This window comes from Mesorhizobium sp. B2-4-15 (assembly GCF_006658505.1).
Lineage (GTDB): Bacteria > Pseudomonadota > Alphaproteobacteria > Rhizobiales > Rhizobiaceae > Mesorhizobium.
Map to the genome: position 1 here is coordinate 223505 of NZ_VFUZ01000004.1, position 12563 is coordinate 236067.

At 62.8% G+C, this 12563-nt stretch carries 10 protein-coding genes; 3 read left to right on the forward strand and 7 right to left on the reverse strand.

Annotated elements, in window-relative coordinates:
* On the forward strand, nucleotides 1–1020 hold the full coding sequence (locus FJ930_RS07155) for a LacI family DNA-binding transcriptional regulator (protein ID WP_141836347.1): 1020 nt from the start codon (nucleotides 1–3) through the stop codon (nucleotides 1018–1020).
* A 113-nt stretch (nucleotides 1021–1133) separates the two neighbouring features.
* Here the strand turns inward: FJ930_RS07155 and FJ930_RS07160 are convergent, their stop codons facing one another.
* Nucleotides 1134–3179 carry an NADH:flavin oxidoreductase gene (locus FJ930_RS07160; protein WP_141836349.1) on the reverse strand — a complete coding sequence of 682 codons (2046 nt, stop codon included), beginning with the start codon at nucleotides 3177–3179 and terminating at the stop codon, nucleotides 1134–1136.
* Nucleotides 3180–3313: 134 nt separating this feature from the next.
* Here FJ930_RS07160 and queF point away from each other — a divergent pair, with 134 nt between their 5' ends.
* Nucleotides 3314–3775 carry a preQ(1) synthase gene (gene queF, locus FJ930_RS07165; protein ID WP_140738337.1) on the forward strand — a complete coding sequence of 154 codons (462 nt, stop codon included), beginning with the start codon at nucleotides 3314–3316 and terminating at the stop codon, nucleotides 3773–3775.
* An 8-nt stretch (nucleotides 3776–3783) separates the two neighbouring features.
* Here queF and FJ930_RS07170 read toward each other — a convergent pair whose 3' ends face one another.
* From FJ930_RS07170 to FJ930_RS07195, 6 genes are all read right to left on the reverse strand, one after another.
* Nucleotides 3784–4380: a hypothetical protein gene (locus tag FJ930_RS07170; RefSeq protein ID WP_141836351.1), complete on the reverse strand. Its 597-nt coding sequence runs from the start codon at nucleotides 4378–4380 to the stop codon at nucleotides 3784–3786.
* A 4-nt stretch (nucleotides 4381–4384) separates the two neighbouring features.
* Nucleotides 4385–4861 carry a DUF3828 domain-containing protein gene (locus tag FJ930_RS07175; RefSeq protein ID WP_141836353.1) on the reverse strand — a complete coding sequence of 159 codons (477 nt, stop codon included), beginning with the start codon at nucleotides 4859–4861 and terminating at the stop codon, nucleotides 4385–4387.
* A 125-nt stretch (nucleotides 4862–4986) separates the two neighbouring features.
* Nucleotides 4987–6096: a mandelate racemase/muconate lactonizing enzyme family protein gene (locus FJ930_RS07180; protein ID WP_141836355.1), complete on the reverse strand. Its 1110-nt coding sequence runs from the start codon at nucleotides 6094–6096 to the stop codon at nucleotides 4987–4989.
* 51 nt (nucleotides 6097–6147) lie between these two features.
* Nucleotides 6148–8130 (reverse strand): FAD-dependent oxidoreductase, encoded by a 1983-nt coding sequence (locus FJ930_RS07185; protein WP_141836529.1) that lies wholly within the window; start codon nucleotides 8128–8130, stop codon nucleotides 6148–6150.
* Between the two features lie 127 nt (nucleotides 8131–8257).
* Nucleotides 8258–9907 (reverse strand): ABC transporter substrate-binding protein, encoded by a 1650-nt coding sequence (locus FJ930_RS07190; protein WP_141836357.1) that lies wholly within the window; start codon nucleotides 9905–9907, stop codon nucleotides 8258–8260.
* A 42-nt stretch (nucleotides 9908–9949) separates the two neighbouring features.
* Nucleotides 9950–11500 (reverse strand): trimethylamine methyltransferase family protein, encoded by a 1551-nt coding sequence (locus FJ930_RS07195; protein ID WP_141836359.1) that lies wholly within the window; start codon nucleotides 11498–11500, stop codon nucleotides 9950–9952.
* A gap of 92 nt (nucleotides 11501–11592) precedes the next feature.
* Between FJ930_RS07195 and FJ930_RS07200 the strand changes: the two genes are divergently transcribed.
* Nucleotides 11593–12495 (forward strand): LysR substrate-binding domain-containing protein, encoded by a 903-nt coding sequence (locus FJ930_RS07200; RefSeq protein ID WP_140613242.1) that lies wholly within the window; start codon nucleotides 11593–11595, stop codon nucleotides 12493–12495.
* The last annotated feature ends 68 nt before the right edge of the window (nucleotides 12496–12563 follow it).

Consider the following 12563-nt stretch of genomic DNA (forward strand, 5'->3'; position numbering starts at 1 on the left):
ATGTCGCATCCATTCCTGGTGAAGGACATCGCCCAGCAGGCGGGCGTCAGCATCGCCACGGTCGACCGTGTCCTGCATGGACGCGGCGGCGTGCGTCAGCACACCGTCCGGCGCATCGAGCAGGCGATCCGCGAGCTAGAAACGCAACGCTCGCAACTCGGCTTGTCGGGCCGCAAATTCATTCTCGATCTTGTTATGGAAGCTCCGGTGCGCTTCACCGAGGCTGTGCGCGCGGCGCTGGAAGCCGAGATGCCGGGGCTCCGCCCGGCCGTCTTCCGGGCACGCCACCACCTTGTAGAAGTGCGTGCGGTGGCGAACACCGTCTCCTTGCTCGACGCGATTGCCCGTCGCGGCACGAACGGTATTTTCCTCAAAGCGCCTGATGTTCCTGACGTAACCGCCGTGGTGGACCGGGTAGTCCGGTCAGGAATACCCGTCGTGACGCTGGTCACCGATCTGCCGAACAGCCGACGGCTGGCCTATGTCGGCGTCGACAACCGCGCCGCCGGCGAAACGGCTGCCTATCTGATCGGTGCATGGCTTGGCGGACGACGAGCCGATGTCCTCGTCACCTTGAGCAGCAACCGCTTCCGGGGCGAGGAGGAGCGCGAAATCGGCTTTCGCCGCGCCTTGCGCGAACACTTTCCCGACCTCGGGATCGTCGACGTCAGCGAAGGACACGGCATTGATCGGGCGACGGGCGAACTGATCCGCACCGCACTGACAAACAATCCCAACATCGCAGCCGTATATTCCATCGGCGGCGGAAACGCCTCGATCGTGCAGGCATTCGCCGAACTGAAACGGCCCTGCCGGGTGTTCATCGGTCATGATCTCGACGCCGACAATCTCGAATTGCTGCGAAGCCGACGCATCTCGGCCGTGCTGTATCACGATCTCCGGCAAGATATGCGCACGGCCTGCGTCCACATCATGCGGGCACAGGGCGCGCTGCCGAAATCGGTCGCGCCGGGCGCGTCCAATATCCAGATCATCACGCCGTTCAACATGCCGATCTAAGCGCGTCGCGTCGAAATGGATTCATGTGACGCGCTTTGGATTCCTTGTTTTTATGCATGTCGTTCTCCAAAACCGAGGTCACTTTGGGCGGCATGCATTAGGCGGGCCGCGGATCAGATCCGCAGGCCGAACCGGATCCCGTCATAAATTGCAGCGTGGATGTTGCGCGAGGCGACGGCGTCGCCGATACGGAACAGCACAAAAGAACCTTGCGGATTGCGCTCAGGAAAGATGTCGCCGCCCTTGACCAGGCGCTCATAGTCGACCGCGCCGCCGTTCTTCGCTAGCGGTTTCAATGAGAGATAAAGATCGTCGAGCGGCGCCGTGCCGTGCTCGACCACCACCTGGTCGACCCTGCGTTCCCCGCGCCAGCCATCGGCAAAATCCGAAGCGAGTTCCGCGACCAGTTGATTGCCCTCGCGCCGCACTGAACGCAGGCGCGTGTTGATGGTGACTGTGACACCCCTTTCCTGGAAGGCGCGCATATACGGCACATGGTTCATGCCGCCCATTTCCGGCGCGAAGAAGCGTTCCGGCGAAACAAGTTCCAGCCTTGAGCCGCTGTTGGCGATCAGTTCGGCCGCGCCCATGCCCTGATGGCCGCCATTGTCGTCATAGAGCAGCACATTTTCGGCCGGCTTGACGCTGCCGGCCATGATGTCCCAGCTCGACGTAACGAGATTGTCGCCCGCCGTCAGCGGCGGGTTCTGGGGCAGGCCGCCGGTGGCGATAACGACTACATCTGGCGCCAGCGCCAGAACGTCGTCCTTCTCCGCCCAGGTATCGTAGCGGATTTCGACGCCGAGCCGGTCGAGTTCAGCCAGCCGCCAGTCGATGATGCCGATCAGCTCCTTGCGGCGCGGATTCTGCGTCGCCAGCCGCACCTGGCCGCCCGCTTGTGACGACGCCTCCAGGACCGTGACTTGATGGCCGCGCTCGGCCGCGACGCGCGCCGCCTCCAGCCCGCCGGCACCGGCGCCGACGACAACGACTTTCTTGCTCGGCCCGCCCGTCTTGACGATGATGTGGGGGACATCGGCCTCGCGGCCGGTCGCTGCATTGTGGACGCACAGCGCCTCGCCGCCCTCATAGATCCGGTCGAGACAATAGGTGGCGCCCACACATGGGCGGATCTCATGTTCGCGGCCTTCCATCACCTTCCTGATGATGTGCGGATCGGCGATATGTGCTCGGGTCATGCCGACCATGTCGAGCTTGCCGGTGGCAATCGCGTGGCGCGCCGTGGCGACATCGGAAATGCGCGCCGCGTGGAAGGTCGGGAACTTTGTCGCCGCCCTCACCTCACCGGCGAAATCGAGATGCGGCGAAGACCGCATGCCGGTCACCGGGATGACCTTCGTCAAGGCGGCATCGGTCTCGATCGAGCCGCGGATGATGTTGAGGAAATCGACCTTGCCCGAACCGGCCAGCCGCCTGGCGATCTCGATACCCTCCTCCTTGGACAGGCCTTTCTCGAAATCCTCGTCGGCGACCATGCGGATGCCGACGACGAATTTGTCGCCCACCGCCGCCCGTACCGCGTCCAGCACCATGTCGGTGAAGCGCAGCCGGTTGTCGAGCGAGCCGCCGAACTCATCGTCGCGATGGTTGGTGGCCGGCGACCAGAAACCATCCATAAGATGGCCATAGGACTCGAACTCTATGCCGTCGAGGCCCGCGGCCTGGCAGCGCTGGGCGGCGGACGCATAGTCGGCGACGATGCGCTCGATGTCCCAGTCCTCGATGGTCTTGGGGAAGGCACGGTGTGCGGGCTCGCGCACCGGCGAGGCCGAGAGCACCGGCAGCCAGTCGGCCTTGTTCCAGCCGGTGCGGCGGCCGAGATGGGTGATCTGGATCATCACCTTGCAATCATGTTCGTGGCAGGCATCCGCGAGTTCGCTGAGCCACGGCACGATCCGGTCGTCATAGACATGCAGATTGCCGAAGGCGGCAGGGCTGTCGCGCGAGACGATGGCCGAGCCGGCGGTCATGGTCAGCGCCATGCCGCCCTTAGCCTTTTCGGCATGATAGAGCCGGTAGCGTTCTTTCGGCATGCCGTCCTCGGAATAGGCCGGCTCGTGGCTGGTCGACATCACCCGGTTCTTCAGCGTCAGATGTTTGAGCTGGTAGGGTTGGAGAAGCGGATCGTTGCTGGTCATCGTCTTCCTGCCGTTTCAAATTGTGCTAATGAGCGCCCAAATGCGCCGCAGCCAAATGGATGCGGGGCTTTTTCGACCTTTGTTTCGTGTTCGCCGCCGTGGAATTTCCAGCGGCCAACACCAAGGAGCCACTCATGATCGATACCAAAACCCTCACCCAGCTCGGGGCGCATGTCGAGACGCCACAGAGCCCCGAACAAGCGGTCCTGGAGACCGTGCCGTTTACGCGCGGTGACGGACCGCCCGCCATCGTGCGCTTTACCTGCCCGGAATTCACCTCGCTGTGCCCGGTCACCGGGCAGCCGGATTTCGCCCATATCGTCATCGACTACGCGCCCGACGCGGCGCTGGTGGAATCGAAGTCTCTGAAGCTGTTCATGACCTCGTTTCGCAACCATGGCGCCTTCCATGAAGACTGCACCGTCATGATCGGCCGGCGCATCGTGGCGGCGACCAAGCCGCTGTGGCTGCGCATCGGCGGCTACTGGTTCCCGCGCGGCGGCATCCCGATCGACGTCTTCTGGCAAACCGGCGCTCCGCCGGAAGGCGCCTGGCTGCCGGAGACCGGCGTGGCCCCCTATCGCGGGCGCGGCTAGTTCGACCGTCATTCGCATTGATATTGGCTGAGCGCCCATTCGCCGGTCACCGACAAAAGGTCCGATATCTTCCATTCGCCGCCGACCTTCTTGAACTTCCATTCGAGGCGGTGCGGGTTGCCGGCCACGACGAAGGCGACGATGACCTTGGCCTGATCGCCATTGATCGCCTCGAGTGTCTTCAGGCTCTTGTCGATCTCGTCCTTGTCGTAATCGGCATTGTCGAGCGCCATGTTGGGGTCGAGGCACTCGCCCTGCCCGGATTTGCGCAACCCATCGCTCTTGTCGAGCACCGTTTTCGCCGGATCCACGAAGTGGCTGCGCTGCGACGGATCGATCTCCAGGCCGACTTGATCGTAGAACGGCCTCACCACCGCCGTCGGCGATCCTGGCTGGATGGGAGCCGGAGGCCCGCCGGCAGTTGGTGGCGTTGCAGGCTCCGCGGCTCCGCCGGGCGCATTCGCCGGCGGCGAACCGCTGTCGCCCGGCACTGTCCCGGCCGGCGCGTTTGCCGGCGGCGCGCCGAGCAACCCCTGGGCAGCGGCGCCGTTCAAACCCGCCAACAGGCACATGGCCGACACCGCCAGGATCGAACGACGGGCCATCGCATCACTCCTGATCTTGGCCCGTCATGCATTCGAGTTGGCTCAGTGTCCAGTCGCTGGTCCTGGAAGCGATGTCCGATACCTTCCACTTGCCATCGACCTTCTTCAGCGACCAATGCATTTCGCGCTGTGAATCGTCTCCTTCTGAAAAGAGGCTGAAATTCGCCACCACCTGCGCCGTGTCGCCATCCACCGTCTCGGACAGTTTCAGGGTCTTTGAGATGGTCTTCTGGTCGAAATCCTGCGCATCCAGACCTGGGTCGAAGTCGATGCAGGCGACCTGGTCCGAATTCTTCTTGGTCGCCTGGTCGTTGAGATTGAACAGTTTCGTCACCGGCTCGGTGAAGTGATCCCGGTATTGTGCGTCGGCCTCGAACTTGACCTGCGGAACATAGAAGAACTTCACAGCGTCGGACGCCGGACCAGCCCAAGCGGCGGCGGGTGCGGCAATCAACAGGATGGCAGCGAGCAGCAGTTTCATGGATTTCCCCGAATGTTTGGCTGCGGACGGCAATCAAATACCACGCATCGTGCATACCGGCTTTTTTGCGGCTCATGAAGCCTTCGGGCGGCTCGTCTGCTTGCACGGACCACATCATTCGATCCTCAGTCTCCGAAAGTCGCGATCGGCTCGTTGAGTTGGGAGCGCTCAGGCTTGACACCGAGCCCTGGCATCTGCGGGACGCGTATATGCCCGTTCTCGATCACGATCGGGTTTGCGGGATCGGTATGTCCTTCGATGTACTCCTGCGCGATCCAGGCTCCCTCAAAACGTCTCGGCTCGACCGTAGCGGCAAGGTGCACGCATGCCGCAGCGATGATATCCCCGCCCCAGGCGTCGTCGCAGCTGTGCGGAAGCGATCGTATCGCACAGAGATCGCGAACCGTGACCATCTTGGTGAGACCACCAAGGCGCGTGACTTTCAGTCCGAAACCATCCGCGATGCCTGAACTAACCGCCCGCAGCACGGCATTCAAATCCTCGGTGTTCTCATCGAGATAGATCGGATGGGTAACGCGTCCTTTGAGACCAGCGACTTCCTCCATGGTGTTGCAGGGCTGTTCGAACACGAATGGAATTGCCTGGCAAAGCCGATCGATGTGCAGCGCCGCGGCAGCGGTCAGCCCGCGATTGGCGTCGACGGCGATCCGGGCCTTGAAGCCGACCGCCTCCCATACTTTGTGCACCGTGGCGACGTCCTGTTCGAGATCCCGCCCGCCGATCTTGATCTGAAGCCGTGGGTAGCCGGCCTTGACCTTGTCGAGGGCAATACGCGCGGTCTCGTCGGGAGCACCGACGATCGTCGAATAATAAGACGGCACGCGATCGGTGAGCGCACCGCCAAGAAGTGTTGAAACCGGAACGCCCAACCGTTGGCCGGCGAGGTCGAGGAGAGCTATATCCAGGGCCGCCTTCGCATAGTTGTGACCGTTCAGCCGCTCGTCCATTCTTTTGGCGAGGCGGCGCATGGACGAAGTGTCCTCGCCGACGAGGCCAGGCGCCATTTCGGCAATTGCCGCCCTCGCGCCAAGCGCATGCTGAGGCTGATAAACAGGACCGATCGGGCAAGTCTCCCCCCAGCCCGACAGTCCGTCCTCGGTGGTCACTTCAACCAGCGTGCCGTCCAAGTTCCGCACGGTATCGCTGGCCATCCGGTAGGCACCACCTTTGACGGGCAGAAGCACCTGATAGACTTTGATTGACTGGATACGCATTCAGACGTTAGCCCCGTTCATGCTTGCCTGGTCTGGCGCCTTTCGCGACCGTCAAAGACCAAGCGCCACCTTGCGCCCGTCATGAATGGCAAATGCGGCCTGTCTGGAGGCGGTGCAATCGCCGATAGAGGTGTGCGCAATTCCGCGCTTTTCGAGCTCGATGGACAGGCCGTCCTGCGCCATGCTGGTGGCGGCGAAGACCAATGCGTCGGCCTCGACCTCTTGCTCGGTCCCGTCGAGCAGCGAAGCGACCCTCGCCACCCCGCCGTCCCAGTGCATGATGGCGCTCTCGGTCACAAACTTGACCTTCAGCCCGGCGAGTGCCCGACGCAGTGGCGCATCCGCGGCCATTCGCTGGAGTTCCTTGCCGACCAAGGCGTCAGGAGTCACGATCGTCACATTGTGCCCATCCTCGGCGAGTTTCCAGGCGGTGCCACACCCTTTCCAGTTGCCGCCATCGTCCAGGACAACCACATTTTTCCCTGGTCTTGCTTCTCTGGCCATCACTGCTTCGGCAGAGAGAACCGGGCCGCCACCTGGAATGCCGTCCCACTGCGGCAGTGCCCGCTGGAAAGCGCCGTCTGGAGGCATGGAGCCGGTCGCGACAATGACGTGATCCGCGCCTTCGCGCTCGACATCGTCGGCTTCGACATACTGACTGTACCGAACGTCCACCTGAAGCTGGCTGAGCTGACGCTGGTACCAGTCGATGAGGTCCAGGATCTGCGCCCGGCGCGGCTGCAGGCCGGCAAGTCGGAATTGGCCCCCGAGGCGATCCGATGCCTCGGCCAGCGTGACACGGTGACCGCGCTCGGCTGCCACACGCGCCGCTTCGAGGCCGGCTGGGCCGCCGCCAACGACAAACACGTGTTTCGGCCGAACGGCTGCGGTGAAGCGGTCGCCGCCCCACTCCCACTCTCGCCCCGCCGACGGATTGATCACGCAGCTGATCCAATAGTCGCGGCTGCGTCGACCCCAGCACATCTGGTTGCAGGACAGGCACCCGCGGATGTCCTCGTGCCGTCCGGCGGCCGCCTTTGCGGCAAGATGCGGATCGGCGATCTGCCCGCGCACAATGGAGACAAGGTCAGCGCGGCCTTCACTCAGCACGCTCTCGGCGTTCTCAGGAGTACGGATGTGGCTCTCGGCGGTGATCAACGCGTGGCTCACCGTCGATTTGAGCACCGCCGCAAGGTCAGCGCCGAGCTTTTCCGGATAGAGGAAGGTCGGCATGATCTTGTAGAAATCGAAGTAGGAACCGGTCCCGCAGGTGACGTAATCCATCAACGCGTCGCGGTCGTGCAGGTCGATGATCTCGGCCAGTGCTTCGCGCCTCAGCGCCACTTCGACTTCCGGCTCGTCGTTGATTGCGAGACCTATGATGAAGTCGTCGCCGCATTCCTTGCGAATGCGCGTCATCACTTCGCGGCTCATCCGGGTCCGGTTTTGAAGGCTGCCGCCCCATCGGTCGTCCCTGCGGTTCGACCAGGGGGTCCAGAACTGGTCCAGCATCGAATGGTACGCGGCCCAGACCTCGACGCCGTCGAACCCGGCGTCGCGGCAGCGGCGCGCAGCCTGTACGAAACCGTCGATCGTTTCTTCAATCTGGTGCTCGGACATCCGATGCGAACCGTCGGAGTCGTGATAACTCGGTAAGCCTGAAGGTGACCAGCCCGCATGGAACGAGTTATCCGCGTCCGCGTGTTGACCGACGTGGTAAAGCTGCTGGATAGCGATGGCGCCATTGCCGCGGATCGCCTCTGTCACCTTCCGAAAATGCGGAACGACGCTGTCGTCGGAGGGGCGAAAATTGCCGCGCGTCAGCACCGCGGCCTGATGTACAGGCATCGGCTCGACCACGATCATACCGGCTCCGCCGATCGCGCGTTCGGCGTAGTAGCCGACATGGCGTTCGGTCGGCAGCCCCTCTTCGGCCATATTGGCGGTATGCGCTCCAAACACGATCCGGTTGCGCAGCGTTTTGCCACGCAATTTTGCCGGCTCGAAAAGACGCTTGAAGACCCGCTCAGACATGCGCTCACTCTCCTGCGACGCGCGACCGCACACTGGCCTGGTGCCGACGGCTCGCGCACGATGCTCCAGACGGGAAACGCCGGCACCTTGGAGGGTGCCGGCACAGCCTGTGGCCAAGCCTCGGGAATTACGTGTCCAGCCAGACGTTCTGGAGATCCATCTCGAAGGTCTGGTGAACGCCGTAGTTCTTCACCTTCTTGTTCATGTGGCTGTAGAGCTTCTGCCAGAAGGGCTGAATGATGACGCCGGAATCCTGCAGGATCTGCTCGACATCCTTCATCACCTCTTTGCGCTTGGCGACATCGATCACCGAGAGCGCCTGCTTGAGCTTGGCATCGAACTCAGGGTTGGAGTACGCCGTCTCATTCCAGGCCTCACCGGTGCGATAGCCGAGCGCCAGCACCTGGACGCCGAGCGGACGCATGTACCAGATCGTCATGGAGTACGGGTATTTCGTCCAGTCGTTCCAGAAGGTCGAGCCGGGCAGCACCGTGCGCTTCACCTTGATGCCTGCATCACGCAATTGTCCGGCGATCGCGTCGCCCGTGGCCTTTTGCCAGTCGTCCTCAACGGTGATCAGTTCATGCTCGAAGTCAGCCTGCCCAGCTTCGGCCATCAGCTTCTTGGCGCCGGCGGCGTCGCGGGTCTTCTTGGGCAGCGGATAGTATTCCGGGTGGATCGGGCTGACATGGTGGTTCTCACCGACCGTGCCTCGCCCGTTATAGCCGAGCTCGAGCACGGCATTGTTGTCGACGGCCATCTGCAGCGCGTTGCGCACCTTTTGGTCGTCATACGGCTTGTGCGTGATGTTGGTCCTGGCAACCAGCGTGGTCGCCGTCGCGACCTCCGATTTTACCAGCCCCATCTTGTCGAGGATGTCGATGAAATCGGAGGGCGTCTCGAAATTGAGGTCGATCTCGCCGGAGTCGAAGGCGTTCACCGAAGCGTTGAAGTCGGTGCCGTAGTCGATGAATTCGACACCGTCGAGCGGCGCCTCGCCGCCCCACCACTTGCCATTCTCGCGGCGCTTGACGACCGCCTTCGTGCCAACCGCGTAGGACACCAGCTCAAAAGGTCCAGTGCCGATCGGCTTCTTGATCGGATCGGCGCCGTCGGCATCGAAATTGCGGTGGACCACAAGCGCCGGATAGTCGGTGAAGTTTGGAATGATCGCGATGTCGGGTTCGCTGAGCTTCAGCTTGACGGTGTTGTCGTCGACCTTTGTGATGGCGCCGTCCCTGGCCTTGCCGGTTTTGGCATCGATCAGCGCGCCGACGCGTGCGGCCATGGAATTACCGGCAGCACCCTTCTCGCACCAGCGCGTCAGGTTGAAGACCACGTCATCGGCGTTGAAGGTATCGCCATTGTTCCAGGTCACGCCCTTGCGCAGATGCAGCGTGTATTCGGTGGCGTCGTCATTGATGTCCCAGCTTTCGAGCAGGACAGGTTCGAAGGTGAACTGTCTGGTATAGCGGACAAGCGGTTCCAGCCAACTGCGGGTGATGTTTGCCATTTCCACCCAGTCGTAAGTGCGCGGATCCTTCTGCGCCTTCACCGACATCGAGACATGCAGCGTTCCGCCCTTCTTCGGTTCCTCGGCCAAAGCCTGCCGGGGCACCGCAAGGCCGATCATGCCGTAGGCCACGGCCGTCGATGCGCCGAAGGCGCTCGCCAGCGCCAGGAACTCGCGCCGGTCCATACGACCCGCGCGCGTCTCTTCAGCCATCGCCTCGATAACGGCTGGAACACGATCACCATTGCTTCTGTAGAGTGTCATTTTTCTTCTCCCATTGGTTCCGTCGGGTCTTCGCCCGTTCCATCAACTAACGCTGTCCGGCAGTTTCTCCTCGCGCTGCGCGATCAAATCCGCGAGACCCTCGGCGATACCCTCATCGAGCTTCGGCTCCTCGTAGTCGGCCAGCATGTTGCGCGCTTTCTCACGGCCACGTGCGTCGTGGTCTTTTGCCCCTTCGGCATTCCATTGTTCGTACGAATTGAAGTCCATGATGCTGGGCATGAAGAAAGCCCGCTCGAAATGGTCAAGCGTGTGCTGGGTGCCGAGGAAATGACCCTGCGGCCCCACCTCGCGGATCGCAGCCATCGCGTCCTTGAAGTCGTCGAAGGAGAGCCCGCCGGCATATTTGTACCAGCCGACGAGTTGCTCGCAGTCTGTGGCGAATTTCGAATAGCCGCAGGCGAGACCAGCCTCGAGCCATCCAGCCGAGTGCCAGATGTAGTTGGCGCCGGCAAGGATGGCGGCATGCATGAGCATGTTCGCCTCGTAGCCCGCCTGGGCATCGTTCAGCTTCGACCCGACATGGAAGCCAGACGTGCGCCACGGCAGCCGGTACTTCCGTGCCAGGGCTCCCATCAGATACATCATCTGCGCCGCCTCCGGCGTGCCGCCCATCGGAGCGCCGGTCTTCATGTCCACCGTCACCATGAACTGCCCGTAGATCTGCGGCGAACCCGGACGCAGCAGCTGGGTGAACGCAACGCCAGCAAGCGCTTCCGCATTGACCTGCGCCACCGCGCCGACGGCGGAAGCCGAGGTCGAGGCGCCGCAAAGGGCGAAGGGCGCGAGAATCAGCGGCTGGTTGTGACGTGCATAGACCTTCATGGCGTCCAGCATGGTGGCGTCCCACACCAGCGGCGAGTTGCAGTTTGTGATCGATACCAGCACCGGGTTGTCGCGGACAAAGTCCTCGCCGAACACGATGCCGGCCATCGCCATCGTGTCTTCGGCGCGATCCTTTGACGTCACGATGCCCATGAACGGCTTGTCGGAGTGCTTCAGCGCCGAATGGATGATATGGAGGTGGCGCTTCGGCACCGGAATTTCCATCGGCTCGCAGATGATCGAGCTCGAAGAGTGCAGCGCCGGCGCCATGTAGGCGAGCTTGTGGAAGTTGTTGAGGTCGGCCAGCGTGCCGTAGCGCCTTACGTTGTCGAGGTCGCGCACATAGGGTGCGCCATACATCGGCACGAAGATCGAGTTGTTGCCGCCGACGCGCACCGTGCGCTCCGGATTGCGCGCATTGAGCGTGAACTCCGACGGGACCTTCGAGACGAGTTCCATCAGGAGGGCGCGGTCGATGCGGACGCGCGTCTCGGAAACGTCCGCTCCGGCCGCCTTCCACATGGCGATCGCCTCATCGTCGCGGAATTCGCATCCTATCTCTTCGAGGATGGAGAGCGACGCTTCGTGGATCAGCTCCACCGCCTCGTCCGGGACCATCTGATAGACGGGAATCTGCCGCACCAGGGTCGGAAAAGAGGCAATCGGCGCGCTGCGGAGCGCCTTGCGCCCGAGACGGCCGCCGCCACGGCGGTGTGTCGGTTCGGTCAATTCAGCGGCCGGTGCGTTCATGAGGTCTCCATCCCTTCGATCCCGGTCAACTTAGCGAGGTGAAATATTGCTGTGACGCTGGAAAATCCTGATCTCTTGTATAAGCTGCGCTTATGCGAAGCCTGCGCCACCTCTTGCCCTCCGCCGGCAGCCTGATCGTCTTCGAGGCTGCGGGCCGGTTGTCGAGTTTCACCGCCGCCGGGCGCGAGCTCGGCATGACCCAGGCTGCCGTTTCCTATGCGGTGCGCGGCCTGGAGGAACAGCTTGGCGCCCAGCTCTTCCAGCGCCGCCATCGCCAGGTCAGCCTGACCGAGGCCGGCGAGCGCTTTCATGCCGACGTCTCGCTCGGCCTTTCCCACATCCGCAAGTCGGCCGAGGACCTGCGCCTGCAGGCGACTGGCGGCCATGTGACGCTTGCCGCCTCGACGGCCTTCGGTTCGTTCTGGATGATGCCGCGCCTGCAGCGGTTTCGCGACGAATTGCCGGGCATTGACCTTCGCATCCAGACGGGCGACCGCGACCTCGACATCATCGCCGAAGGCATTCCGCTCGCCGTGCGGGGAGGCGTGCCACGCGACTGGCCGGACTACCATTCGCTATCGCTCTCCGACGAAGAGATTTTTCCGGTCGCGGGCCCCAGCTACCTCGCCAAATTCGGCCGGCCTGAGACCGTGGAGCAGTTGGCGACACATCGCCTTATCCACCTGGAGGAGCCCTATCGCGAGGCCCCGAACTGGGACGAATGGTTCCAGTCGGCCGGGGCCAGCCTGCGCAATGCCGAGCGTGGCTTGCGCATCAATGATTATGCGATCGTGATCCAGGCCGTGATGGAAGGACAAGGCATCGCGCTCGGCTGGCGCCACCTTGTCGAGCGGCTGCTGTCGACCGGGCTGCTGGTGCCGGTGACGGACCACGTGATGAAGACGGGCACGGCGTTCTACGTCATCTGGCCGAAGAACCGCGAGCTCAGCGACAATGCGCGCAAGGTAAGGGATTGGCTATTGGCGCAGGCGTGAGGATGCCGAACACCGCAACCCGGCAGCCGGATTGCGGTGCTTAAAGTCTTTGTTTTGATGCATGTCGT